23 protein-coding genes and 1 pseudogene are annotated in these 26,202 nt (G+C 57.9%); 15 read left to right on the top strand and 9 right to left on the bottom strand.

Translation table 11 applies throughout. The features are described from left to right. Positions 1-335 precede the first annotated feature (335 nt). Complete coding sequence (locus H6G62_RS19220; protein WP_190498121.1) at positions 336-1,895, bottom strand: mercuric reductase; 1,560 nt, start codon at positions 1,893-1,895, stop codon at positions 336-338. A gap of 98 nt (positions 1,896-1,993) precedes the next feature. After that, positions 1,994-2,794 (bottom strand): Uma2 family endonuclease, encoded by an 801-nt coding sequence (locus H6G62_RS19215; RefSeq protein WP_190498119.1) that lies wholly within the window; start codon positions 2,792-2,794, stop codon positions 1,994-1,996. A gap of 138 nt (positions 2,795-2,932) precedes the next feature. Here H6G62_RS19215 and H6G62_RS19210 point away from each other — a divergent pair, with 138 nt between their 5' ends. The 3 genes from H6G62_RS19210 (at position 2,933) to H6G62_RS19200 (ending at position 4,760) form a co-directional block, all read left to right on the top strand. Then, positions 2,933-3,289 carry a DUF4870 domain-containing protein gene (locus H6G62_RS19210; protein ID WP_190498117.1) on the top strand — a complete coding sequence of 119 codons (357 nt, stop codon included), beginning with the start codon at positions 2,933-2,935 and terminating at the stop codon, positions 3,287-3,289. A gap of 224 nt (positions 3,290-3,513) precedes the next feature. Beyond that, positions 3,514-4,302, top strand: coding sequence for a carbonic anhydrase (locus H6G62_RS19205; RefSeq protein ID WP_190498115.1), 789 nt, complete (start codon positions 3,514-3,516; stop codon positions 4,300-4,302). 83 nt (positions 4,303-4,385) lie between these two features. Continuing rightward, the gene (locus H6G62_RS19200) at positions 4,386-4,760 is read left to right on the top strand and encodes a VOC family protein (RefSeq protein WP_190498113.1); all 375 of its coding nucleotides are present in this window, start codon (positions 4,386-4,388) and stop codon (positions 4,758-4,760) included. Between the two features lie 34 nt (positions 4,761-4,794). Here the strand turns inward: H6G62_RS19200 and H6G62_RS19195 are convergent, their stop codons facing one another. Next, the gene (locus H6G62_RS19195; protein ID WP_190498111.1) at positions 4,795-5,190 is read right to left on the bottom strand and encodes a response regulator; all 396 of its coding nucleotides are present in this window, start codon (positions 5,188-5,190) and stop codon (positions 4,795-4,797) included. Between the two features lie 272 nt (positions 5,191-5,462). Here H6G62_RS19195 and H6G62_RS19190 point away from each other — a divergent pair, with 272 nt between their 5' ends. After that, a complete protein-coding gene (locus H6G62_RS19190) occupies positions 5,463-6,440 on the top strand; it encodes a GDSL-type esterase/lipase family protein (protein WP_347239387.1) in 978 nt (325 codons plus the stop codon). A 9-nt stretch (positions 6,441-6,449) separates the two neighbouring features. Here the strand turns inward: H6G62_RS19190 and H6G62_RS19185 are convergent, their stop codons facing one another. Continuing rightward, positions 6,450-7,688, bottom strand: coding sequence for a DUF445 family protein (locus H6G62_RS19185; protein ID WP_190498109.1), 1,239 nt, complete (start codon positions 7,686-7,688; stop codon positions 6,450-6,452). Then, on the bottom strand, positions 7,675-8,406 hold the full coding sequence (gene ubiE, locus H6G62_RS19180; protein ID WP_190498107.1) for a bifunctional demethylmenaquinone methyltransferase/2-methoxy-6-polyprenyl-1,4-benzoquinol methylase UbiE: 732 nt from the start codon (positions 8,404-8,406) through the stop codon (positions 7,675-7,677). Before ubiE ends, H6G62_RS19185 begins: the two co-directional genes overlap by 14 nt. Positions 8,407-8,696: 290 nt before the next feature. Here ubiE and H6G62_RS19175 point away from each other — a divergent pair, with 290 nt between their 5' ends. Further along, positions 8,697-8,849 (top strand): hypothetical protein, encoded by a 153-nt coding sequence (locus H6G62_RS19175; protein ID WP_190498105.1) that lies wholly within the window; start codon positions 8,697-8,699, stop codon positions 8,847-8,849. Here the strand turns inward: H6G62_RS19175 and H6G62_RS19170 are convergent. Continuing rightward, positions 8,846-11,173 (bottom strand): alginate export family protein, encoded by a 2,328-nt coding sequence (locus H6G62_RS19170; RefSeq protein ID WP_190498103.1) that lies wholly within the window; start codon positions 11,171-11,173, stop codon positions 8,846-8,848. The genes H6G62_RS19175 and H6G62_RS19170 overlap by 4 nt on opposite strands. 11 nt (positions 11,174-11,184) lie before the next feature. After that, positions 11,185-12,303, bottom strand: coding sequence for an SDR family oxidoreductase (locus H6G62_RS19165; RefSeq protein WP_190498101.1), 1,119 nt, complete (start codon positions 12,301-12,303; stop codon positions 11,185-11,187). Between the two features lie 103 nt (positions 12,304-12,406). Between H6G62_RS19165 and H6G62_RS19160 the strand changes: the two genes are divergently transcribed. Next, positions 12,407-13,615 (top strand): winged helix-turn-helix domain-containing protein, encoded by a 1,209-nt coding sequence (locus H6G62_RS19160; RefSeq protein WP_190498099.1) that lies wholly within the window; start codon positions 12,407-12,409, stop codon positions 13,613-13,615. A gap of 17 nt (positions 13,616-13,632) precedes the next feature. Here the strand turns inward: H6G62_RS19160 and ppk1 are convergent, their stop codons facing one another. Further along, the gene (ppk1, locus tag H6G62_RS19155; protein WP_242052170.1) at positions 13,633-15,855 is read right to left on the bottom strand and encodes a polyphosphate kinase 1; all 2,223 of its coding nucleotides are present in this window, start codon (positions 15,853-15,855) and stop codon (positions 13,633-13,635) included. Between the two features lie 219 nt (positions 15,856-16,074). Between ppk1 and atpD the strand changes: the two genes are divergently transcribed. Then, the gene (gene atpD / locus H6G62_RS19150) at positions 16,075-17,526 is read left to right on the top strand and encodes a F0F1 ATP synthase subunit beta (protein ID WP_190498097.1); all 1,452 of its coding nucleotides are present in this window, start codon (positions 16,075-16,077) and stop codon (positions 17,524-17,526) included. 201 nt (positions 17,527-17,727) lie between these two features. Beyond that, entirely contained in the window at positions 17,728-18,135 is a 408-nt protein-coding gene (atpC, locus tag H6G62_RS19145) for an ATP synthase F1 subunit epsilon (protein ID WP_190498094.1), read from the top strand. A 118-nt stretch (positions 18,136-18,253) separates the two neighbouring features. On the opposite strand, the gene H6G62_RS19140 is transcribed toward atpC, so the two are convergent. Further along, positions 18,254-18,553 carry a 30S ribosomal protein PSRP-3 gene (locus H6G62_RS19140; RefSeq protein WP_190498092.1) on the bottom strand — a complete coding sequence of 100 codons (300 nt, stop codon included), beginning with the start codon at positions 18,551-18,553 and terminating at the stop codon, positions 18,254-18,256. Positions 18,554-18,637: 84 nt separating this feature from the next. Between H6G62_RS19140 and H6G62_RS19135 the strand changes: the two genes are divergently transcribed. From H6G62_RS19135 to H6G62_RS27995, 7 genes and pseudogenes are all read left to right on the top strand, one after another. After that, positions 18,638-19,447 (top strand): TIGR01548 family HAD-type hydrolase, encoded by an 810-nt coding sequence (locus tag H6G62_RS19135; RefSeq protein ID WP_190498090.1) that lies wholly within the window; start codon positions 18,638-18,640, stop codon positions 19,445-19,447. A 53-nt stretch (positions 19,448-19,500) separates the two neighbouring features. Further along, positions 19,501-20,025: a tetratricopeptide repeat protein gene (locus H6G62_RS19130; RefSeq protein ID WP_190498088.1), complete on the top strand. Its 525-nt coding sequence runs from the start codon at positions 19,501-19,503 to the stop codon at positions 20,023-20,025. 101 nt (positions 20,026-20,126) lie between these two features. Then, complete coding sequence (locus H6G62_RS19125) at positions 20,127-21,773, top strand: CTP synthase (protein WP_190498086.1); 1,647 nt, start codon at positions 20,127-20,129, stop codon at positions 21,771-21,773. 50 nt (positions 21,774-21,823) lie between these two features. Next, positions 21,824-22,612: a Uma2 family endonuclease gene (locus tag H6G62_RS19120; RefSeq protein ID WP_190498084.1), complete on the top strand. Its 789-nt coding sequence runs from the start codon at positions 21,824-21,826 to the stop codon at positions 22,610-22,612. 173 nt (positions 22,613-22,785) lie between these two features. Continuing rightward, positions 22,786-23,637, top strand: coding sequence for a glycosyltransferase (locus tag H6G62_RS19115; RefSeq protein WP_190498082.1), 852 nt, complete (start codon positions 22,786-22,788; stop codon positions 23,635-23,637). A gap of 429 nt (positions 23,638-24,066) precedes the next feature. After that, positions 24,067-25,548, top strand: a complete 1,482-nt coding sequence (locus H6G62_RS19110; RefSeq protein ID WP_190498080.1) for an aminotransferase class I/II-fold pyridoxal phosphate-dependent enzyme — start codon at positions 24,067-24,069, stop codon at positions 25,546-25,548. A 544-nt stretch (positions 25,549-26,092) separates the two neighbouring features. After that, positions 26,093-26,202: pseudogene (locus tag H6G62_RS27995) on the top strand (IS630 family transposase); the annotation flags it as partial.

Below are 26,202 nucleotides of genomic sequence, written 5' to 3'. Positions count from 1 at the left end.
GAAAGGTTTCGCTTTCAGCAACCTCAATCACGAAGGGGCGGGCCATCCTCTCTACCCTCTCAAACGTCATCCCCTATTATGCTCAACTTCATGCCGGATTGGTATTAGTACCGATCTGTTTACGGTTCCTGATCAATATCGCAGGGCATATAGCGGGATCCTCAAGTCGGCTGGCACCGCCCTCGCCAGTGCCTTGAGTTGTCGCTGGGTCGTAGGTTGGATTAAAGCCCTCATAACCCATGGCCATCCAAGCGCTTGCTTACGACGGCTTAAGACATTGCGCCTGACGCTTGCAGGGTCGCATCGGCATGAAGCCATCGATTTCGTCCTTGGGGTTAGCTCAGTTTGGTGAGGAATTTTAGTAGGCGCTGGGTGCGGGGGGTGAGGAGGGTGCGGCGGTAGGCATCGGCGGCTTTTTTGATCGCTTCGGCCTGGGTGGGGTAGGGGTGGATGACACCGCTGACGGCACTAAGACCCTGTTTGGTGGTGATGGCTAGGGTGAGTTCGCTAATCATTTCTCCGGCGTGGCGAGCAACGAGGGTCGCCCCCAGGATTTGGTCGGAACCTTTTTTGTGGAGGATTTTAACGAAGCCCTCGGTTTCGCCATCGGCCAAGGCGCGGTCTACGTTGGAGAAGGGAATGTTGATGGTTTCGTAGGGAATGCCCTGCCGCTGGGCTTCGTGGGCATAGAGGCCGACGTGGGCGATTTCCGGGTCGGTGTAGGTCACCCAGGGCATCACTAGGCTGCTGAGTTTGCTGCGACCGAGGCCAAAGGGGGCAAACAGGGCGTTTTTAATTACAATGCGGGCGGCGGCATCGGCGGCGTGGGTAAATTGCCAGTCCATACAAATGTCACCAGCGGCAAAGATGCGCGGGTTGCTGGTTTGCAAATAGTCGTTGACGATCACCCCTCGGCGGGCATCATACTCGACCCCCACCGCCTCCAAGTTGAGGCCCTCCACATTGGGCACCCGCCCAGCCCCGATCAGAATGTCATCGACTTCGATGGATTGGGTTTCCGCTGAAGCTCCCTTTTGGCGGTAGTAAAGGCGCTTACCCGTTGGCGTGGTTTCGACCCGTTCTAGCTCTACATCGAGGAGTAGGTTGATGGCTTCTTGGCGGAACCGTTGTTGAACAATCTCTGCGGCTTCGGCCTCTTCTCGGTTGAGCAGGTGGCTGTGGTGGTGCAGCAGGGAGATCTGGCTACCCAAACGGTGGAAGGCTTGGGCCAGTTCGCAGCCGATGGGGCCACCGCCAATCACCGCTAGGCGAGGGGGCAGTTCCGTGAGGGAAAAGACGGTTTCATTGGTCAAAAATCCAGCCTCGGTCAGCCCCGGCACCGAGGGCACATGGGCACGGGCTCCGGTGGCGATCACGGCTTTTTTGAAGGGTAAGTGCTGATCACCGACCTGAATCGTGGCCCCATCCAAAAATCGGGCAGATCCCAGAAAGACATCAATGCCTAAGTTAGTAAACCGCTCGACGGAATCGTGGTGGCTAATGCTCGCCCGAATTTGGCGCATCCGCTCCATCACCGCCGCAAAGTTGACCTGAATGGATCCGGGAGCCTGAATGCCAAAGGGCGCGGCTTCCCGAATCTCCGCCACCACTCGCGAGGATCGAATCACGCACTTAGAGGGCACACAGCCCACGTTCAAACAATCGCCGCCCATCAGGCTTTTTTCGATCAGGGCCACTTTCAGCCCTAGGCCCAGGCCCGCCGCCCCCGCGGCTACCACCAGGCCAGCGGTACCCGCCCCAATCACCACTAAATCGTAGCGATCCGCAGGGGTAGGATTTGTCCATGTTTCTGGATGGACGGCATCGCGCAGGGTTTGGTTATGGCGATCTAGCGGCAGCAGGGCGGGTTCGATCTCAACGGAATGGGCAGTCATTACGGTCAGCCAGGTAAGGGCAAACAATCAGGTCAGTCGAGTAACGTTAGCCACGGCTTCCACCGTAACGCGATCCCTAGGAGTGGGTGGGGCTACGCTTAAACCTGATCCGGGTCAAGCCCCTGGGCACGGATCAATTCGGCGAGACGGTCAGCCCGTTGGCGTTCTACCTCGGCCCGTTGGCGTTCTACCTCGGCCCGTTGGTGCTCTGTCTCAGCCCGTTGGCGCTCTGTCTCGGCCCGTTGGCGTTCGGCGTTGGCTTGTTCGGCACTCCAGGGGAGCAGGTTACCGTCGGCATCCCACCAGCGTAGCCAGTTGATGGTTTGGGCCAACCGCTCCCCTCGCCACACGCCCAGGAATAGATCCAGGGGTTCAATCCAGAAGTGTCCGGCGGCATCGGGGGGTTGTACAACGTAGCCCCCGCCTTGCAACGACCGCACTTCTAGGCGACCACGCCTAGGTTCGTAGATGACGTACACAGGTACCTGGAGAATTTGTTCGTAAAAATAGAGCTTGCCGTAGGGCGGCATGGCGCGGATCGACAACTCGCCATTGTCATCGGCGGAGAGAAATTCCATCACCACCGCCACCGGATCACCTTCCATTCGGGGCGTGTAGCTGCGGCGCACAACTCCTTCTGGCACGGGGTGAACCCTTGGCACATAGAACCAGTCGGGGGCTTTGACCACGGCTTCGTTATCTACCCCAGCGACCAAGCCAAAGTTGGATCCGATCAGCATGTCGGGGCGAATGCGCTGGGCCGCCCCCAGGGCATCGGTGAGGGCAGCGGCGAGGGGCGGTTGATGAATATTTTCCACTGGGTCGTCGATGAGCTTAAAGTCGTCGGGTAGAGGGGGCCAGGTGATGATGGGGCCAGTGCGGGGCTGGGCTTGAACCATAGCAAGCGCGTCCTGGGCGGAATACTACATTGGTAAGTGAAATTTTGTAAGCGAGCTTGGGCAACGGCTAGGCGGTTTAGGCTAGGTTAGCATCAGGTTCGCTAGGCCAAATGGGCCTGTTTAGATGGTAGCCCACCCATGACTTCTCCGATTGACTCAACCCCAGAATCCCGCATGTGGGCAAGTTTGGCCCATATTAGCGCCTTTGCGGGACTGGTCTTTCCCTTTGGCAGCGTCCTTGGCCCCCTGCTGATTTGGCTAGTCAAGCGGGAAGAAATGCCCTTTGTGGATGACCAGGGCAAGGAGGCTCTGAATTTCAACATTTCCATGACCCTTTATATGGTGGTCTCGATACTGATGATTGTGGTTCTGGTGGGCTTTTTGATGATTGGAGTCTTGGCTTTGATTTGGGCGGTTTTGGTGATCTTGGCGGCGGTGCGATCCAATGAGGGCATTCCGTACCGCTATCCCCTTACGATCCGATTTATTCAATAGCCGTTGCCCTCGGTGAAACCCCAGGGAGGTGCAACCCCAGAGATAGTTAGCTAGGACAGCGCCCATGACAAGCGCAGGTGATTGCTACGATAAGCAAATTCGCTCATTGGTGTGCCCTCGGATATGGGATAACAAGTAGGGGCGGTGTGCCAGAAAACGTTGGGTAAAGGCGTGGTCATCGCCACTGCGGGGATTGTGTTTAGGGGATAGCCAGGGAATAACGCATGGATAAGCTGTTGCAGGGGTTACGGGAATTTCAAGAGCATTACCTTCCTGCCCACCAAGAACTGATTCAAGAGCTGGTGAAGGGACAGCATCCTAGGGTTCTCTTCATCGGCTGTTCCGACTCACGGGTCGATCCCACCATCATCACCCAGTCGGAAATTGGCGATTTGTTTGTCATCCGCAATGCGGGCAACATCGTCCCCCCCTACGAAGCCGCGAACGGCGGCGAAGGGGCCACCATTGAATACGCTATCGAAGCCCTCAAGATCAAACAGGTGATTATCTGCGGCCACACCCAATGCGGGGCCATGAAGGGGCTGCTGCAACTGGGGGAACTGGAGGATAAAATGCCCCTGGTGTACGACTGGCTGCACCACACAGCGGCGACCCGTAAGCTCGTGTTTGATCACTATAGTGACCGGGGCAAAAAGGAAAAACTCGATCTGCTGGTGGCTCAGAACGTACTCACCCAGATTGATAACCTGCGCACCTACCCCTCCATTCACTCTCGCCTACATGCGGGTGAACTGTCGATCCACGGCTGGATTTACCAGATTGAGAATGGCCAAATTCTCGCCTACGACGAAGAGGCCAACGACTTTTTGCCCCCCCACAGCAAAATTGACGCCTACGCCCTTAGCGCTAAGGTGGTGAAGGCTGGGGGGCTATCGAAGGATCCGGCTGAGGTCAAAGCGGCCTTGAACGATCCTGTGCAACCCTATTGGCCGGGGGCCAACCGCCTCAGCCCAGAGCAATCGGCCCGCCTCTACCGAGGTACCCCGGTCTAGCTTTCCCTAGGGTTACGCGCCATCCCTAGCCCGTTGCTTGTGATCGATAACGTCTGTGGTGTATGGCGTTGGTAAGGTCTCCTATGCCGTGTTCTAGCGCCTATGTGGCGATCGCCAGTGTTGAGTTGGATCGCCTCGTGGCCTTCTATCGAGACTTGCTGGGCCAAGCCCCTCAGCCCCACTGGCCCCAGCGCTATGCTGAATTTAACCAGGGTGGGTTCAAGCTCGGTTTGTTTAAGCCCCAGGCCAGCCATACCGACGAGTTTTCGTCCCATCACCCCGGAGCGATGAGCCTGTGCCTAGAGGTCACGGATTTAGACCAAGCCATCGCCCATCTGACAGAGCTAGGCTACCCTCCCCCCGGCCCCATACTCACCACCTCCCACGGGCGGGAAATCTACGCCTACGACCCCGATGGCAACCGCCTGATTCTGCATCAGCCGCCCAAGGCGGGGTAGCCATGGAGGGGCCAGCAAGGGGACTCTGAAAAGGCTAGGAAGCATTCTTGTTGAGCAGTTTGCCCATCACGGCCTTCAGGCGTTCGGGTTCGCAGGGCTTGGTGAGGTAGCCCGATGCTCCAGCCAGACGGGCTTCTTCCCGGTCGCGCTGGGTATCGCGGGAGGTGACCATGACGATGGGGATATTCTTAAACCGGGGCAGGCTGCGGACGGTGCGGCACAGCTCAAAGCCATCGATACCGGGCATGGAAATATCCAGCAGCAATGCCTTAATCGAGGTTTCCTGGTAAATCACGGAGAGGGCATCCACCGCATTGTCCGCCAGCAGTACTCGATAGCTGGCGTCCAACGCCCGCTTAATCATTTGCTGGCTGATTAAGCTGTCGTCTACCGATAAAACGGTTTCTCTCGATGGGGCATCGGTGGACATAGTGGGCAACCTCTTGGGGCTAACAGACAGACACTGGAGCGCTCAATGTCATAAAAACTCACGTTTCGAGTCTTTATGACCGATCAGGGAAACGTTGCACCCCCTTCCTCCTAGATCATTCCCCATTCTATTTTCAGGGACTGCAAATGTTATGGTTTTTAACTCATCCCCGCCCCACTATTCTAGGCTAAGCGGCAAGGATGGGGCGTACCGTATCCAATCTGGTGCAACCGCCTCGCCGTTGATGTCTATGCGTGGGGTCGGAGGGAGTGGTGAAAATAGCCCTTGGGGTGTTGGGTCTTGTTTTTGCGATGGGAGTTGCCCTAGAGATTGTTCTGCGACTGCGCTATGGCCTGGGCGATCCGCCCCTCTATGTGGCCGATGATCTGATGGGGTATCGCCTAGCGCCGAACCAAAGCCTCCGACGACGGGGCAACCGCATTGCCATTAACGACTATTCCATGCGGGGGCCAAGCCTCAGCCCACACCGTCCGTCCCAAACCCTGCGGGTACTGTTGCTGGGCGATTCCATCGTCAATGGCGGCTGGTGGACGGATCAGTCGGCCTTGCTGTCTATGAAAGTGCAGGCGTTTCTAGACAATGACCTCATCCAGGACACGGCCCAGACGTCGGGACTCACCCAGGCTGAGGTGTTCAATGCCTCTGCTAATTCCTGGGGGCCGCGTAACGAGTTGGGCTATGTGCAGCGCTTTGGCACCTTCGAGTCTCAGGTGGTGATGCTGGTGATCAATACCGATGACCTGTTTGCCATTGCCCCCAACAGCTACGAACTGGGTCGTCATCCCGCCTATCCCATCCGTCGCCCACCCCTGGCCCTGTGGGAGGTGATCCGCCGCCGCCAGCCCTATCAGCCCAGCCCCGAATTTCAAGCCCTCCACAACGAACCGGGCGACCGTGTGGGGGTGAACCTTGAGGCCATCCGTCAGCTAAACGCCCAAGTGGCATCGTCGCAGGGGCGGTTGCTGTTGGCCATGACGCCCCTGCGACGAGAACTGGACAACGGCTCCAGAGATTACGAACAAGTGGCCCGTCAACGGTTGATAGCGTTTGCCGCCGCCGAGGGCATCCCCTACCTCGATTTTCTACCCCGATTCCAATCCCTAGACCACGCCGCCCTCTACTTCGACCATATTCACCTCAATGCCCAGGGCAACCAGGTGGTGGGCCAAGCCCTCGCGGAATGGGTGATGGAGCATGGTGGGGTGGGGATGGACGGGGAGAAACCGTGATCGCCCCCACTAACCCGACCGCTGAACATAGAAAAACGCCGCCTGGATGAGGCCGATGCCAAAACCCAGGATGCCGCCCAGGTTCACAATGGCCTGCAATTCGCTGCGAACAATGCCCTGGATCGCCATTTCTAAATCCCGTGGTGAGGTGCCGCGCACGCGGTTGATGATCACCTGGTCGATGTTGAGGATGGGGATGATTTGGGCGACAAGAGATTCGAGATCGCGCTCTAGGTAGCGTTCTAACACGAGGGCCAATTCTTCGCTGACGGGGTCGAGGGATTGGGTGATCACCTGGGAATGCTGGAGGCGGTTGATCAGTTGGGTGGCCAGCATTTCCCAGTTGACGGAGTTGCCCAGCCCGGTGAGAAATTCTGGTCCCAGGGTGCGGATGTAGGTTTGGACGGATTCCTTCAGGTTGCGGCGCATTTGGCGCACGGTGGCCACGGGCAAGTTTTGCAGAGAAACCTGCTGAAGCCAGTCGCGCAGGCGTTTTTTGATCTGGAGGGCGGTGCTGAGTTCGGCGATGCGGGCGTTGCTGACCTCCCGTTCATCCAAACAGAAGGAACGCAGACGGCCTAGGGCATTGCGTACCCCAAACAGGTTCGCCACCACCCAGTAGGTGCCGCTGGTGCGCTCCCGAAAAATGGTGTCGATCACCTGAATGTTGCGGTCGGTGAGGAAGTCGATGATGAGCTGGCGAACCTTATCGGGCGGAAACACCCCGCTCAGCAGCCAGGTGGCAATTTGGTCGGCCTGTTCGGGGCTGAAGCGAAAGTCCACCAGCACTTGGTCGAACAGTTGGTTAAGCTGGGGTTCCAAAAAGTCGTCCCGCCTAGCCCACACCCGAATTAGTCGGGGCAGAGATTTGCCAAAGAGATCCTGCAAAATGCTGCCCGCAATTTGGGCGGTGCGGGCCTGGGTGCGGTCGCGAACTTGATCTAGCGCCAGTTCCAACAACCACTTAATCGCCGCCTGGGTGCGCTCGGTTTGCAGCAGCCGACGGGCCAGGTTTTGCAGTTCCTCCGGCGTCAGCAGCGACCCCATGATGGTGTCGGAAATGCGTTTGGCCAAACGCTCCTGGTTGCTCGGAATTAGCCCTGGGGTGAAGGGAATCCGCTGTTTACCCACATAAAAGGCGTGATAGGGCCGAAACAGCATTTTGATGGCGATGTCATTGGTGAAATAGCCAATCACACCGCCCACCACCGGAGGGGCCACCAATAGCCAGAGATCAGACCAAATCATCGCCACGGCGCACCACTAACACGCCCATCAGCCCCCCCAAAATGGGGTAATGCACCGCCTCGGTAAAGCCCGCCTGTTTCGCCAGGGCCACCTGCTCCCGCCCCGTGGGGAACCGATCCACGCTGGGGCCAATGTAGGCGTATTCCTCCGTGAGGCCCATATCGCGGGCGGTGGGTACCACAATGGTCTGCAAATACCAGCGCTGAAACCCCTCGGCCAGCATCCCCTGAGGGCGGTGAAAATCTAAAATTGCTGCCTTCGCTCCGGGCTTCAACACCCGATGCAACTCCCGCAAACCCTGGGAAATATCGGTCAAATTTCGCAGCCCATAGCCCATGGTGGCCGCCCCAAAGGTCTGATCCTCAAAGGGCAGGGCCAGGGCATCCCCCAGCATCCAGTGAATCCGGGTAGGTAGGTAAGCCCGACTCGTCCGTTCCGCCGCCACCGCCAGCTGCTCGCCCGAAAAGTCTACCCCGTAGACCGTGCCCGTGGCCCCCACTTGGCGAGCCAACAACAGGGCCAAATCCCCACTGCCGCAACACACGTCTAGGACGGTATCTCCCGCCTTGGCCCCGCTCCAGTTCACCGCCATGCGCTTCCAAACCCGATGCAGGCCAAAACTCAGCCGCTGGTTCAGATCGTCATAAACCGGGGCAATGCGGTCGAAAATGCCTTGAATATCGGTGGCGGTTGGGTTGGTTGACTCGGCGAATCCCACGGGTTAAGTATCGCTAGCGACAGATTTCTACTGTAGCGTCGCCTGCAATCCACCGCTAGGAACCGTTGAACTTCGTGACACAGCCCCACCGTGACACCGTTCTGTTGGTCTGAATCTCAGCATTGAGGGCCGCCTGCGCTTGATTCAGCCACCCCCAGGGCCAGAATTCTGTGTCGTGATGCCGCAGGGCTCGCGACGTCTACGGACATCGTATCCGACAGCGGGCGGGCAATTGAGGTGTTGGGGGCTCGGAGTTTATCCCAGGGAAGACGGCTCGGTGTATCGAAGCGTTGGAAGACGACATCCAGGTTTTGCAGCCTGAAGAGACTCAGATCATCCATGACAGTTCGTTGGGCTATGCCCATAGTCTGCTGTTTCGAGAGGCGCACCTGAAGCAGATGACACCGGATGAACTGTGCATGGACACCAAGACACCGGGCTAAAAATTCATCAGCACGGAAAGCTGGAGAAAGTACCAGGGGCCGGGTTGGCTGTTGAGGGCCGATTGCACCGCTGAGCCAGGAAAGGCGACGGAACCGCTGCCGTAGAGCAGGAAATTGCGTGTGAGGTTATAGCGGGCGGTGAGGGTCACTTCTTGGCCGATGTGGCTGGATTGGAGGAAGGACAGGGCCTGGGTGCCGCCTAGGTTATTGAGGTTGGCGGCGGATAGGTGAATGTATTGCAGCGACAGGTCAAACCGCTCGAAGGGGCGGGTTCTGAGCAGCAGTTGATGGGTGATGAGGTTGGAGTTTTGGTAGATTTTGACCAGGTTGCTGCCCTGGATCCAGGTGTCGGGGCCGCCGCCGGAAAGGAGCGGATCAAATCGCTCGAAGGTGGCGGTATTGGGGTTGTCGCCACTGAAGTAGGCGTAGCGATAGCTGAGGCTGGGCGTCCAGGGCGCATCCCGAAAGGTGTAGCCCAGTTGCCCCCAAGCGCCGTTGGCCGCCATATCGAAGTTGCTGTTCCACTGGTGGACGTATTCGGCCTGAAGCCACACCCCATCTAACCCGAGGGGGTTGGTGAGCCGCAGCCGGGGATAGATGACGTTCAACCCCTGGCGGGAGAAGGTGTCGTTGAGGGTGAAGTAGGAAAAGTTTGACCGGGGCACATGGATGTAGCTGAGGCCCAGTTGCAGGGCGGGGTCGCTGTCGTAGTCTAGGTTGAGGCCCAGATATTTGGTTTGGCTGTCGATGAGGGAAAGCTCGTTGGGGTCGAGGTAAAAGCCCTCTAGGCGCAGGCCATTCCAGCGAAAGCGGCCAATCACGGTATTTTCAAAGGCGGTGCGCGGGTTGGAGAGGATGGTGGCGCGGTCGCCGCCGTTGCCCGCCCCGTTGGCAAACAACAGCCCGTTGCTGATGCGGTAATCCTGCCGTCCTACGGAAAGGTTCACCCCCAGCCGCTCGGTTTCGGTGCGATAGCCGTAGATCACCCCCGCATAGAGGTCTTCTAGGGCGTGAAAAATGCGGTTGTCGGACTCAAACAAATCGGGCTGCAAGGTGGCCGAAACCAGGCTGCTGGCTCCACCGTAGACGTAGAGGGGCTGGGTTCCCACCTGGGTAATGCCCGCCGCCCCCAGTTCCAAATAGCCATCGAACCAACTGTAGGTGCCGGGGCCAGCCGGATCGCGGGCTAGGGGGTTGCCCTGGGTGAGCAGACCGCTTTGGCCAAACCAGGTGTTGCTGCTGGTGAAGTTAGACAATCCTCCCCGCAAAATGGCCACGGCAGTCGCCCGATCACTGGTGTAGAGGTTGGGAAATTCGCGCCAGTCTCCGGTCACAAACAGTCCCGATTGACCGGGCCGTTCCACCACCTCCGGGGCCAACCGCACCGCCAGCACCACCACCACTTCCCCCGGAATCTGCACCTCATACAACCCATACCGAGCCGTTTCCACCTCGCCAAGCTGCTGCACCCGCTGCAACCCGGCCTCTAGAAACAGCGGATTGGCGCTATCCCCCGCCTGCACGGTGAAGGCGGCGAGAATCTGCTGCTCTAGGCGACCGTTGGCCTCGGCATCCTCGGTGGGATTTTCGAGATAAACCCGCACCTCGGCAATGCGTTCGCCGTTGATGAGGGCCGGGTTGAGCCAAAAGCCCCCCACCGGAACAGCGGCTGTGGGTAGATCGGCATCCCTAGAATCCGCCTCAGGTGGATTGGCTTCAGTTGGATTGGTTTCAGATGAATCTGCTTCAACCAGATCCGTTTCAGCCCGATTGGTTTCAGGCTGATCCGTTTCAGAGCGTTCTGTCTCAGGCTGATCCTTTGCAGCCAGATCCGTTTCAACCTGACCCGCTTCAACCAGATCCGTTTCAGCCCGATTGGTTTCAGGCTGATCCGCTTCAATCTGATCTGTTGTAGGCCGAATCGTTTCAACCTGACCCGTTTCAACCTGATCCACTCCAGCCAGATCCGTTTCAACCTGGCCCATTTCAACCCGATCCGTTTCAACCCGATCTCGCTCAGACCGAAGCCCTGAATCAACAAGATCCAAGACAACGGGGGCTGTTTCTGAGGGCAGATCGGTCTCTAACGAATCTGTCTCCAACCAGATCCCCGAAACAGTGAGAGGTTGGGCATTGGCGGGGATTTCCTTTAAACGGTCGGTTACAAAGGAATCCTGCCCCGCAGAGATCGTTTTAGGGGGAAGCTGCTCTGAGGCCAAACCCTCAGAAATGGATAGGTCAGCACCATAGCTAGGTTGGCTCCAGCCGCACAACATCAGCCCCCAGACGCCTAGGGAGGCCAGCATCCTCGGATTTCGGGTCATGGTGAGCGTCCTTAGTAGCTGGTCCAGCCGCCATCGGTGGCGTAGACGGCCCCGGTGAGGTTAGAGGCATCGGGGGACAGCAAGAAGAGAATCACCGCGCCCTGTTCCCACACGGTGGCCATGCGCTGGTTAGAGTCGGAGGCCATCAGCAGGCTCTTGGTTTTGAGCAGGGCCGTGGGGCTACCGCCGCCCTCCTGCTGGGATGCGCTCACGAACTCAAAGGCCCGCTCTACCATGGGCGTATCCGTGGCGGCCATATTCACCGAGTTGACGCGAATGCCGTAGGGGGCATAGTCTAAGGCGGCCTGTCGGGTGAGGCCCGTGACCCCGTGCTTGCTGGCCACGTAGGCGGGGTTGCCACCTAACCCCGTTAGCCCCGCAATGGAACCAATGTTGACGATGGCCCCGCCGCGCCCCTGGCTCACCATTTGGCGCAGTTCCGACCGCATGGATTTGAACACCCCGGTGGTGTTGGTGGCGAGCACTTCTTCCCAATACTCGTCGCTGGCTTCGTGGATGGATTTGGGCAGCAGATGGCGCTGGCCTTGAAAGTTCAAGGGCTGGCCTGGGTCACCGCCGTCCATCACCCCTGCCGAATTCAGGGCAAAATCTAGCCCGCCGTAGAGGCGCACCGCTTCGGCCACGGCTCGGTCGCACACAGCGGTATCCACCACATTGCCCACGATGGCGGTGGCCTGATGCCCTTCGCCCTTGATTTGGTTGATGGTGGTATTGAGTTCGGCGGCTTTGCGGTCTAGACCCACAACCCTGGCCCCTTCACGGGCGGCCCGGATGGCAGTGGCAGCCCCAATGCCCGTGGCGGCTCCGGTGATCAGCAAGGTCTTGCCCTGGAAGCGGTTCGGGATGAAGTAGTTGGGATCGGTGGGGGTGATGTCAACCATGGGAGTTTGGGGGGAGGAGGGGTTTGCAGCGGGGCTAGGGGCCTGGGCCAAGGGTTGGATCAAAGGGTCGGATGCGCCCTGGGCATGGGATTGCAGGGCGGATAGGGTCAAGGCTCCGGCCATCGATCCGGCGCTGAGGGCCATGAACTGCCGCCGTTTTAGCCAGTGGCGCACCATTTCCTGCACCCCTGGGCTATCGGGATTCAGGTTAGAAAAGTCGGGTTCCATAGCAGACTTTTTAGAGGATTCTGACTGGCGATACTGGCACGCAAAGGTTTAAAAAACGTGGAATCTGCCAGAATCGTTACGTTGCTCCACGGGATAGATCGCCATGCGAATTTTGCTGACCATTGCAGCCACCCCCCGGCAACCGGATCTGTTCCCGTGGCTCACCCGGCAGGGCATGGTTGTTGATCGAGCCGGGGATGGCCTAGAAGCCTGGGATCTGCTGCAAGCCTTCCCGTACGACCTCGTTTTATTGGCTGCAAACCTACCCAAGCTGGATGGGCTGAGCCTGTGCCGTCGCCTGCGGCAGGTGGGTAATCCCGTGCTGTTGGTGCTGCTGCTGGAGTCCCCTAACCCAGACCTAGAAGCCCAAGCTCTGGATGACGGGGCCGATGCCTGCCTCGCCCCACCGATGCGGGAAAACACCCTGCTGGCCCATCTCCGCGCCTTAGCCCGTCGGGGAAGAGGCCGCGCCGATCCTTCCCTGCATTGGGGGCCAGTGCAGATCAACCCCACCGCCCGCCAAGCTACCTGCAACGGGCAAGCCCTACCCCTCAACCGCAAGGAATATCAACTGCTGGAACTCTTCCTACGCCACCCGCACCAGGTCTTTTCCCTCGACGACCTCGGCCACCACCTCTGGAGCCTCGCGGACTCCCCACCCAGTGATGCCACCATCAAAAGTCACATTTCCCACCTGCGCCGCAAGCTAAAACAATCGGGTAGCCCAGACCTGATCCAAACTCGCCACGGCCAGGGCTACGGCCTCGCGACCGTCCCTCGCCCCGACGACCACCCCTCGCCGCCGCCGCCGTCCTCTGATTCGATGGACACCATCACCGCCCACATCTGGCAGGAGTTGATGGCCGCCAACGCCCGTCTATATCAAGAAATTGAGCAGCGCAAGGATATCGAAACCCAACTGCGCCGATCCGAAACTATGCTGCGCAGTGCCCAGCGAGTGGCCCACATTGGCTGCTGGGAAGCCGACGCCCAAACCGGAGAAACCTACTGGACGGAGGAGCTGTTCCATATCCACGGCCTCGCCCCCAACCAGCCCGCCCCCAACGCCGAACAAGTGTTGGCCTACATCTATCCCGATGACCTGGCCATTCACCACGAGAAAATCGTCATTCCAGCCACACGGGGAGAAACCTTTGAGGTCAATCTACGAATTCTGCGTGCCGATGGCGATGTGCGCTACGTAAACGTTCGGGGTGGCCCTATTTTCGATGAAGCGGGCAACCTGGTAAGACTGATTGGCACCACCTTCGACATCACCCGCTGGGTCACAGACCCCGCCACCCTTCCCTAACGCCTAGACGGCTGAGCCTAGCGAGCCCGATCCCGTTTGAGGGTCAAGGCCATCAGCGTATTGTGGGTACCGCGTTCTTCCTCACCCTCGGCGGGGCGGCGTTGGGTAAAGGTGCCATCGGTGGCCATGTCCCAGGCTTGGCGGTTGTCGGCTAGGGCAATCTGCAAAATATTCTGCAATTCCTTCACCAGCGTCGGATCTTCCACGGGGGTGATGGCCTCCACCCGGCGATCCAGGTTACGGGTCATCCAATCGGCGCTGCCAATGTAGTATTCCGGCTGGCCATCGTTGTAGAAGTAGAAGATGCGCGAGTGTTCCAAAAAGCGACCGATCACGCTCACCACCCGAATATTTTCGCTGACTCCAGGAATACCGGGACGCAGACAACAAATGCCGCGAATAATGAGGTCGATTTCCACTCCCGCCTGGGAGGCTTCGTAGAGCAGCCGAATGATTCTTCCGTCCACTAGGGAATTCATTTTGGCAATCATTTTGCCCGGTTTACCACTGCGGGCGAGATCGATTTCGCGGCGAATTAACCCTTCCATTCGATCACGCAGGGTTAGGGGAGCTACCAGCAATTTTCGGTAGGCTTGCTGTCGGGAATATCCCGTCAAGAAATTAAACAAATCGCTGAGATCGGCACCCAATTCATCCTGACAACTGAATAAGCCTAAATCAGTATAGAGACTCGATGTCTTGGGATTGTAGTTGCCTGTGCCAATGTGGACGTAGCGACGAATTTCGTTCCCTTCTTCCCGCACCACTAGGGTGGTTTTGGTGTGGGTTTTTAGCCCCACTACACCGTAGACCACATGCACTCCGGCATCCTCTAGGCGCTTGGCCCAGACGATATTATTGGCCTCATCAAAACGGGCTTTGAGTTCTACTAAGGCCACTACCTGTTTGCGATTGGCCGCCGCGTTAATCAATGCCTTCACAATCGGGGAATCCCCAGAGGTGCGGTAGAGGGTGATTTTGATGGCCAGCACCTTGGGATCGTTGGCGGCTTGGGTAATGAATTCCTGTACTGAGGCTTGAAAGGATTCGTAGGGATGATGCACCAAAATATCCCCCTGGCGAATGGCCGCAAAGATATTAGGAGCCTGTTCCGCATAACCATCTTCCTCCACCTCAATCACGGGTTTGAGGCGGGGTGGGGTGAGGGCCGTCCAGGGGGTATCCTTCAGTTCCGGCAGCGGCAGGGAAAGGAAGAAAAAGAGATCCTTCAGGCTCAACATGCCGTCAATGTCGTAGACCCGATCATCACTGACTTCCAGTTCCCGCATGAGTCCCTGGCGCAGATCGTCGGGCATACTTTGCTCAATTTCTAGGCGGCAAATAAAGCCCTCTAGCCGCCGCTTACTAATTTCCTGTTCAATGGCAATTAGCAGGTCATCGGCCTCATCTTCCAGCACCGGAAAATCCGCATCGCGGGTAATGCGAAAGGCATGATGTCCGGCAATGGTCATGCCGGGGAACAAGGCGTCTAGGTTCTCAGAAATGATCTGCTCTAGGGGCACCCCTACCCACACGCAATCCTTCCCTTGGTAGTGGCACAGGGCATCCGGCATCCCCACAAATCGAGGCAAGTTGCTGGGCACCTTCACCCGCGCAAATCGTTCGTTGCCATCTTCGGGGTTCACCACCCGCACCGCCAGGTTTAGGCTCAGGTTCGACATGCGGGGAAAGGGGTGGGACGGATCCACGCTGAGGGGGGTGAGCACCGGGAAAATGCGTTTTTCGTAGTATTCCCGCAGAAATTGCTGCTGGTCAGCACTGAGATCGGCATAGTTCAGCAAGTAAACCCCGTGCTGGGTGAGGGCGGGGCGCAATTCTTGCTCGAAGGTACGGTGCTGAAGGGCGACCTTTTCCAATAAATGCGCCCGCATGGCGACGAGTTGCTTCTTGGGCGACAGGGCATCGGGGGTTTTGGGATGCACATCGGCATCAATTTGCTCCATGACGCCGGAAATGCGCACCATGAAAAATTCGTCGAGGTTGGAGCTATAAATGGCCAAAAACTTCAGCCGCTCGATCAGGGGTGTGCGCGGATCTAGGGCTTCGTGGAGCACCCGTTCATTAAAGTCCAGCCAGCTGAGTTCGCGGTTAACGTAGTACTGGGGGTCGGCCAAGTTGATATCTGTCGAGATATCTGCCGAGGGTTTTCCGGTCTCTGCCACGCTATCGTTTGCCTTCGCCTTCGCCATTGCCTGCTCACTGGAATCTATGGGCTGCATTGTAGCCCCCAAATCTAAACCTTGGGTTAAGGGCTGATCTAGCTCAGGTCGCCAGACCGTAGCCCAGGTGACAGAAGGATTTGGCCGATTCGCTCCACAAAGTCCGTAGAATCATCGTGGGGCGTTGCACACTAGTGATAATCTGAATGATGGCGCTTTGGAATGTAACAGTGACATAGAAGCCGCCAAACTAGCTGATCATACGGAATAGGCGCAAGCATGGTCACCACAGCAGAAAAAACAGTTGGCTACATTACTCAGATTATTGGCCCCGTTGTGGACATCAAGTTCGCAAGCGGTCAATTGCCCAAAATTTATAATGCTCTAAAAATTCAAGGCACCAACCCCGCCGGGGCCGAGGTTTCCGTTACCTGCGAAGTGCAACAGCTTCTCGGTGACTCCCAGGTGCGAGCCGTATCCATGAGTTCCACCGATGGCCTCACCCGTGGCATGGAAGTGGTCGATACCGGGGCACCCATCAGCGTGCCCGTGGGTACTGCCACCCTGGGCCGTATTTTTAACGTGCTAGGTGAGCCTGTAGACGAAAAAGGCCCCGTTAACAACGAAGCGACCTCCCCCATCCACCGGGCCGCTCCCAAGCTGACCGACCTGGAAACCAAGCCCACCGTGTTTGAAACGGGCATCAAGGTGATCGACCTGCTAGCTCCCTACCGTCAGGGCGGTAAGGTGGGTCTGTTCGGTGGTGCTGGCGTGGGCAAAACCGTATTGATTCAGGAACTCATTAACAACATCGCTAAGGAACACGGTGGTGTATCCGTGTTTGGCGGTGTGGGCGAACGTACCCGCGAAGGGAACGACCTCTACAACGAATTCATCGAATCCGGCGTGATCAACGCCGACGACCTGAGCAAGTCTAAAGTGGCTCTGGTCTATGGTCAGATGAACGAGCCCCCCGGTGCCCGGATGCGCGTGGGTCTGTCGGCGCTCACCATGGCCGAATACTTCCGGGATGTGAACAAGCAGGACGTGCTGCTGTTCATCGACAACATCTTCCGCTTTGTGCAGGCGGGTTCTGAGGTGTCTGCACTGCTGGGCCGGATGCCCTCTGCTGTGGGTTACCAGCCCACCCTGGGTACCGAAGTGGGCGACCTACAAGAGCGCATCACCTCCACCCACGAAGGCTCCATCACCTCTATCCAAGCGGTGTACGTGCCTGCGGATGACTTGACTGATCCCGCCCCCGCCGTCACCTTCGCCCACTTGGATGCCACCACGGTGCTGTCCCGAAACCTGGCCTCCAAGGGCATCTACCCCGCTGTGGATCCCCTGGATTCCGCCTCCACCATGCTGCAACCCAGCATCGTCGGTGAAGCGCACTACAAGACCGCCCGCGCAGTGCAATCCACCCTCCAGCGCTACAAAGAGCTGCAAGACATCATCGCCATTCTGGGCTTGGATGAACTGTCTGAGGATGACCGCCAGACCGTGGCCCGCGCCCGTAAGATCGAGCGTTTCCTGTCCCAGCCCTTCTTTGTGGCTGAGGTGTTCACCGGGATGTCCGGTAAGTACGTCACCCTGGAAGACAGCATCAAGGGGTTCAATATGATCCTCGCTGGCGAACTGGATGAGGTGCCTGAGCAGTGCTTCTACCTCAAGGGCGGGATCGAAGAAGTGATTGCTGCCGCTGAAAAGCTGAAAGCTGAGAGCTAGACCCTCTCCCTTGGGGCAGATTTCGCCAAGCAACAAGATCGCCCTCACCCTAAATCCCTCTCCCAAGTTGGGAGAGGGACTTTGAAGGACTTCCGGCTCCCCTCTCCCTCCTGGGAGAGGGGCTGGGGGTGAGGGCCATCCTAGACTAGAGCGTCTTTGCCTTCCCCTTTTTCGATCATCCACCTCATTTGCACTATTGCCATGGCCTTAACCGTTCGCGTGATTGCCCCAGACAAAACCGTCTGGGATTCCGAAGCTGAGGAGGTCATCCTGCCCAGCACCACGGGTCAGCTCGGCATTTTGGCTGGCCACGCCCCGCTGATGACCGCGCTGGATATCGGCGTGATGCGGGTGCGCTCTGATAAAACCTGGGTGCCCATCGCCCTTATGGGTGGGTTCGCCGAGGTTGATACCAACGAAGTCACCATCCTCGTCAACGGCGCTGAGCGCGGCGAGAATATTGACCTCAATACCGCCCGCACTGCCTTTGAAGAGGCTGAAGCCCGCCTTAGTCAAGTCAAGGACGACGACAAGCAGGCCGTCATCCAAGCTCGTCAAGCTGTTAAACGTGCCCGTGCCAAACTTCAGGCCGCTGAAGGGATCAAGTAGGCGACGGTTTTTCTGAAGGTGAAACCCGCCCAATATCCAACAAAAAAGAACCTCATCGTTGATGGGGTTCTTTTTTAGAAGGCTATGGTAACTAACGCCGAGCGCTAATCATCCCAAATCACGAACTACCCGTAAAGGTAATTTCGGGGAAGCGAATTTGAGCATCCGTCAAGGATTTACCCTTGCCCTCTTCCTGCCAGTAGTTGATGATTTCCGTGGCTTTGTTCAGGATTTCAACCCGTTCTTCTTCTTCGATCCAGGGCTTACTTTCCAGTTCGGTTTTCATTTGTTCCCAGGCATCGTTGCGCGGCCAGAAGAAGTAGGACGTAAGCGGACTGGTGCCCTTACCCACAACCTGATCAACCGCTAGCGCCACGTCATTTTCGAGCCAGAGTACTTTTAAGACAAATCTGGACAACTAGACCTCCGCCGCAACTGAAAAATACTACAGTCTATAATCTTACCACTTTAACCCTGACCTCTAGACGAATCTGCCCCGGTTATGACTGCATTTCCTCACACCACAGCCATTCTCGTCTTTGATATCGACGGTGTACTGCGCGATGTGGGCAATTCCTACCGTCGCGCCCTAGCCGATACCGTGGAGCAATTTACCCAGGGCGGCTATCGACCCACCCCAGAGGACATCGACACCCTCAAGGGGGAAGGAATTTGGAACAACGACTGGGAGGGGTCTCAGGAATTGATCCTGAGATATTTTGAGGGCCAGGGGCAATCCCGCGATCAAGTCCCCATCACCTACGACGAGATTGTGGCCTTTTTCCAAAGCCGCTACCGTGGCCCGAATCAAGGGGAAAATGACCAGTGGACGGGCTATATCACCCAAGAGCCGCTGCTGGTAGGCAAGGATTACTTTGATCAACTCACCGCCGATGGCGTTCCCTGGGGCTTTTTCAGCGGGGCCACCCGTGGGTCGGCCCGCTATGTGCTGGAGCGGCGGCTGGGCTTAACATCACCCGTGCTGATTGCCATGGAGGATGCCCCTGGAAAACCCGATCCAATCGGGTTATTCGAGGTGGTGGATCACCTGACGAAACAGCACCAGCTTTCCCCCGATCTGCCCGTCCTCTACGCTGGGGATACCGTCGCGGATATGCAAACCCTGGGCTATGCCGAAACCCAGCGTCCCCAGCGGCGATGGATTGGGGTTGGGGTACTGCCACCCCATGTCACCGCCATCGGGGGCGACTATGCCCAGTCCTACCGCGACAGTCTTACGAAGGCTGGAGCAGCGGTGGTGGTCGATGCCATCACCCAACTGACCGCTCAGACCATCCAGTCCCTCCGCTAGTTTTCCCCACCCCTTCACCCCTTCACCCCTTCCATCACGCCCCTTTCACGACCATGACCACCGATCCCCGTTCCCAGGCCCAGACCGAATATGCCCAGGGCCAAGCCGCCTTTGAGCATGGCGACTATCGGCAGGCGGTGGCTTACTTTGAGGCGGGGGTGAAACTGGCTAAGGCGACCACTCCCTTAGGCGGGGAAATTCAGGTGTGGTTGGTGAATGCCTACAATGCCATTGGTCGAGATCGAGAGGCGGAAGCCCTCTGCGAAACCCTTACCCGCCACCCCGATTTGGAGGTGCGCAAGCAGGCCAAGAATTTGCTGTATATTCTGCAAGCGCCCCAACTGCGGCGACCGGGCAACTGGATGAGCCAAATTCCTGACCTGGGTGCTCTGGAGGAGAGCAATCTGTCCGGCGGTGGCCTGTCTATGGTGCAACTGCGTTCAGCCTCTAAGCGATCTCCCAAACCAGAACCGGAACCGCTGGATCCCAGCCAGATCAACACTCGCGACAATGGCTTTCTGTGGTTGGCCCTGGGGTTTGTGGGACTAGTGCTAGGGGGGCTGCTGTGGCTGAGTTGAGTTGTCCCTAGGGCATCACCCTCGTCGCCCAGGCTGGCCCATCAATGGACTGGCCCAATGTGGCACAATTAACGGGTTAAAGGGTCTGGGGTTAGGCAGCAATGACCAAGTTTGTATTTGTCACGGGTGGCGTGGTTTCGAGTATTGGCAAGGGCATTGTGGCCGCCAGTTTGGGGCGGCTACTAAAGTCGCGGGATTATTCCGTGTCCATCCTCAAGCTTGACCCCTACCTGAACGTAGACCCCGGTACCATGAGCCCCTTCCAGCATGGGGAGGTGTTTGTGACCGAAGATGGAGCCGAAACCGACCTCGATCTTGGCCACTACGAGCGCTTCACCGATACGGCCATGTCGCGGCTGAATAGCGTTACCACAGGGTCGATCTACCAGGCGGTGATCAACCGAGAGCGGCGGGGCGACTACCAGGGCGGCACCGTGCAGGTCATCCCCCACATCACCAACGAAATTAAGGATCGGGTGCATCGGGTGGCCCGCAACACCAACCCCGACGTGGTGATTACGGAAATCGGCGGCACCGTCGGCGATATCGAATCCCTCCCCTTCCTCGAAGCTATCCGCCAGTTTCGTAAGGACGTGGGGCGGCAGGATGTGCTGTATATGCATGTGACGTTGATTCCCTGGATTCCCTCGGCGGGGGAACTGAAGACCAAACCCACCCAGCACTCGGTGAAGGAACTGCGATCCATCGGCATCCAGCCGGATATTTTGGTCTGCCGTTGCCAGGTGCCGCTGCCAGAACCCATGAAGGAGAAAATCTCCGAGTTTTGCGATGTCTCGGTGGAATCTGTGGTCACCTGCCAGGATGCCAGCAGCATCTACGAAGTGCCCCTCAACTTAGAGCGGGAAGGGTTGGCGGCACAGGCGCTGAAGATTCTAGCCATGGAGCCCCGCCAGCCTCACTTGTCCACCTGGGAGGCCATTGTTAACGGCCTTTCTAGCTCCAGTCGGCCCTTGAATGTCGCCATCGTCGGCAAGTATGTCAGCCTCAGCGATGCCTACCTTTCGGTGGTGGAAGCTCTGCGCCATGCTGCCATTGCCCACCAGGCCGCCCTCAATGTCCACTGGGTGAACTCCGAAGACATTGAAGCCAACGGAGCCGCCACCTATCTGAGCCAGATGGACGGCGTCGTCGTGCCCGGTGGCTTTGGCACCCGTGGGGTCAACGGCAAAATCCAGGCCATTCAGTATGTGCGGGAGCAGGGCATTCCCTTCCTGGGGCTGTGTTTGGGAATGCAGTGCTCGGTGGTGGAATGGGCGCGGAATGTGGCCCACCTGGACAACGCTGATAGCTCCGAATTTCACCCCGACACCCCCAACCCGGTGATTAGCCTGCTGCCAGAACAGCAGGACGTGGTAGATCTGGGCGGCACCATGCGGTTGGGCCTATATCCCTGCCGCCTTGCCCCCAACACCCTAGCCAGCCGACTCTATGGCGATGAGGTCGTCTACGAACGCCACCGCCACCGCTACGAGTTCAACAATGCCTACCGCAACCTGTTCCTAGAATCGGGCTACCAGGTCAGTGGCACTTCCCCCGATGGTCGTCTGGTGGAAATCGTAGAATTGCCCAGCCATCCCTTCTTCATCGCCAGCCAGTTTCACCCGGAGTTTAAGTCTCGCCCTAGCACCCCTCACCCGCTGTTCTTGGGGTTAGTCAGCGCGGCCCTAGGTCAGTCGGAACCCGCCCCACCCTCCGCGATGGAATTGGGCACCGCCATAGAAGCCTAGCGCCATCCCAGGACACCCGAACTACAATAAAAACAGTTTGCCCGTGGGAGATGTCTATGGCCATTGCCCCATCCCAGCCCGCCCTCTCTCTGCCCGATCACACCCAACTGCCAGAGACCGATGGTACGTTTGTGAAAAATTTTCAGGAGCACCCCCAAAGCCTGCTACTGACCGACTCCATCCGCCCAACCCTGGACGCGCTGCACCCCGATGGTCAGTACGCCATTGGCCAAGATAGCGGTATCTACTGGCGGTTAACCGATCCCCCAGAGCGCGGAGCCGAAGCCCCCGACTGGTTTTATGTGCCCCATGTTCCGCCCCAGCTAGACGGCAAAATGCGCCGTTCCTACGTGCTGTGGAAGGAAATCGTTGCGCCGCTGATTGTGATTGAGTTTGTCTCCGGGGATGGATCCGAGGAACGGGACGCCACCTCGCCCCTAGGAGATCCCAGCGCCAAGGCGGGCAAATTCTGGGTCTACGAGCAGGCGATTCGGGTGCCCTTCTACGCCATCTACGAGGTGGAAAAATCCGCCGTGGAGGTCTATGAACTCATCGGCAACCACTATCAGCGCTGCACCCCCAACGAACGCGGCCACTACCCCATTCCGCCCATGGGCGTCGAACTCGGCATTTGGCAGGGGCAATACATCAACCAAACCCTGCCCTGGTTGCGTTGGTGGGATGATCAGGGCAACCTGCTGCTGTGCGGTGACGAACGAGCCACCCTAGAACAACAAAGGGCGAATTTTGAGCGGGAACGGGCTGAACAGGAGCACGAACGGGCCGAGCGCCTAGCCGAACGATTGCGCCAGTTGGGGGTTGACCCTAACGATCTCTAGGGACTGACGTTAGGGATTGCCCCTAAGAACTGGCTAGATTTCGCGGCCAATGGAATCGCCAAACTGTTATTATCGCTGGGTGTTGTGTCGGGGAATTCCTCAACACGGCAGCTCCCTGGCTGGTGTTGAGTGTTACCTGGGCTGGGAGAACATTATGATGGCCAGGATGGTTCATGACCTACGATATTGCCTTTGCCCTGAATAAAGGAATTGTGGTAGCTCTGCTCACGGCGATGAACTCCGTGGCAAGCAACACGGCGACCCCAGAAAAGCTCCGGTTTAACATCACCGTTCCACCCGATGAAGTCGCATTCTTTGAAGAGAAAATCACCGCTGTTTTTCTACAGCCAACCTTTACCTGGCGCGTCTATCCCTTCACTCCGCCCCAGTTTATGGCCGATTATATCCATGCCAAGTATGAGCCGATGACGCCCACTCGGCGGGTGTCGCGCTACATGCAGTATGCCCGGATGTTTTTGAAGGATATTTTCCCTGATGTCAGCAAAGTGCTGTATTTAGATGCCGATGTAGTCGTCATTGGTGATGTGGCTACCCTGTTTGAAACCGTGCAATTCAGCCCCGAACGCTACTTTGCCGCAGTGCCCCATTTCTACCCCGCCATTTTTCAATTTGGCAATCCCTTCAAGGCTATTCAGGAAATGTTGGCCTTTAAGCAATCCTTCAACAGCGGCGTATTGTTTACCAATTACACCTACTGGAACGAAGAGACAGATCGCATCTTCCACGACTACCTAGACTGGGATGCCTCCTGCAAATACGGAATGTTAAACCGGGGGGATGAAACCTTGCTGAATGTGATGTTTAAGGACTACATTCAGCTCGACCGCAGTTGGAACCGCTGTGGCTATGGCAATATGCAATTTGTCGCCAAGGTGTTGAAAAAACCCCTCGATCAAATCAATGTCATCCACTGGAGCGGTGGCCACCACAAGCCCTGGAAAAACCCCGCCATTGTCTACGGCGACATTTGGCAAAAGTACGCCCCAGCGGTGGGCCTTGTATAGGCTGAGACTGGTATTGGGCTGATATATAGCGGTTCTCGCTTCAGGGAGGTACAAGCTTGCTTCGCTTCAGATCCCCCGGTTTATGGCTTTAGAAGATTCACCTTCCCCCTTCATAAGGGGGGCTGGGGGGATCTTAGCGGTGTACTTCATTCGAGTGAAACCCGCCATCGCCCGTCCATGGTGGATGAAGTCCATACAACCGATGAACAAGGGGCTTAAGCCTATGCCAACGAACAAAGCATCCAAGCTCAGCCCTCAGCCCCTTCTCCCCTTCTCTCTCGGGGAGAAGGGGAGCCAGATTCAGAACCCCTCTCCCCGATGGAGAGGGGCAGGGGGGAGGGCCAAGGGCCATGGTAAATGGATAGTTATTTCTATGGAACACTCTAATTTCCTTGCCTGTGTCGCATCTTACTGAAATTCGCGATATCCATGCTTGACCAAACTCAGACGCCGCTACTCACTAGTCTCAAAGCCTGTGCCCAGCGGCCCCATGCAGCGTTTTATACCCCCGGACATAAGCGAGGGCAGGGCGCTCCAGCCTGTTTGCGGGAACTGCTGGGGAATGAAGCCTTGCGGGCTGACCTGCCAGAACTAGCAGAACTGGATAATCTGTTTACGCCGGAGGGCGTCATTTTAGAGGCCCAAATCCTCGCGGCGGAGGCTTTTGGGGCAGAGCAAACCTGGTTTTTGGCCAATGGTTCCACCTGCGGCCTAGAGGCAGCGATTTTGGCTGTCTGCAATCCGGGGGACAAAATCATCGTGCCGCGCAATGTCCATCGATCTGTGGTGGCGGGGCTGGTACTGGCGGGGGCTCGGCCCGTGTTTGTGGAGCCAGACAATGCCCCCGATCTGGGTTTGGCCCTGGGGGTGAAGGCCGAAACCGTTGCCATGGCCCTATCCCACCATCCCGATGTACGGGCGGTGCTGGTGGTGTCCCCCACCTACCACGGTATTAGTTCAGACCTGGAGGCCATCGCCGATCTAGCCCATGCCCACGGCCTGCCACTGCTGGTAGACGAAGCCCACGGCCCCCACTTTGTCTTTCATCCCCACCTGCCCACCCCGGCCCTGCGCCAAGGATCCGATCTGGTGGTGCAGTCTACCCACAAGGTGCTTGCTGCCCTCAGCCAAGCCTCCATGCTCCATGTACAGGGTGATCGGGTTGACCGAGATCGGCTTCAGGCGGCGCTTCAGATCACCCAATCCACCAGCCCCAACTATCTGCTGCTGGCCTCCCTGGATGCGGCCCGCCACCAGATGGCCACCGAGGGCGAGGCGTTGTTATCTCAAACCCTGGCCCTGGCCCAAACCCTGCGAGACCAACTCACCCAAATGCCCGGTCTGCGGGTGGTGGCCCCCTCCGATATCACCCACTATGCCAGCGTCCGAGATCTAGACCTTACCCGCATTACCCTTGATGTGGCGGCGCTAGGCATGACGGGCTTGGAGGCTGACACCATCCTCAACGACACCCTAGGCGTGACGGTGGAACTGGCGGAACTGCGCCACCTGACCCTGGTGGTTAGCCTGGGGAATACTCCGGCGGATGGAGAACGGTGCATGGAAGGATTTCGGCAGGTTGTGGCCCAAGGTCGCCCGGTTCCCCTAGCCTTGCCCCCCGTGCGGTCGTCTACCCAGTGCCCCGTGACCCTGCCACCGATGTCGCCGCGAGATGCCTTCTTTGCCGCCACCACCACCCTAGCTGCCACCGATGCCCTAGGCTATCTCAGTGCCGAAACCCTATCCCCCTACCCCCCCGGCATCCCTGTCATGATGGCCGGGGAGGTGATTACCGCTGAGGCCATCGCTCACCTCAACACCGTTGCCCAGCAGGGAGGCTATATCACCGGGGCCAGCGATCCTACCCTCGTAACCCTGAAGGTGATCCAAACACCAACAAAAACACCGTAGGACGGGGATCCTACTTGCCACGAAGACCGCTCCAAAAATAGAGGCAATCGACTTTACCAACCCCGACCACAACGACTTCCTCACCGTGCGCGAACGGTGAATTCAGGAGCCAATCTATTGCTGCCGCCCCGATCTAGACTGCCTCCGAGTCCTCATCCCCGGACTGCCCTGGAATGAGGACTCGGAGGCGGAATTGGAAAGCCTCTCGAAGGTAGTGTATTTACAGGTGTTCTAGCAGGACGAAAGCCCAGCACACCAAGGGTATTGAGCGGCGACTCACCATGAATCTGTTTGACCACAACCGCCAAGCCCAGGTGGATCGGGAAGTTGCGGAGCGGTACTAGACTGGCCTGCCTGGGTATCATACATAGGTCTGCGCACTGTGTTTTAGGGTGTCATGCCCAGTGACCGATAGGCGGCCATCCCCTGGGCAATCGACTCCGGTATCCCCACGAACGGCCACATAGTCAGGTCTCACGCTGATATTGCAGCCCGGAGACTGATTAGGACAAAATAGGGATGTTGTTTCCGCCCCTGAACCCCGATGCCTGCCCCCTACAGTGTGGATTTAAGAGTAAAGGCCGTTGCCGCAGTTGACCGAGGTGAGCGCAAGAGCCACGTCGCTCGTGTCTTGCAGATCAGTCGCAATACGTT

The sequence above is a fragment of the Phormidium sp. FACHB-1136 genome (assembly GCF_014697375.1).
Lineage (GTDB): Bacteria > Cyanobacteriota > Cyanobacteriia > Phormidesmidales > Phormidesmidaceae > Nodosilinea.
This window is presented reverse-complemented; position numbering and strand designations above follow the sequence as displayed.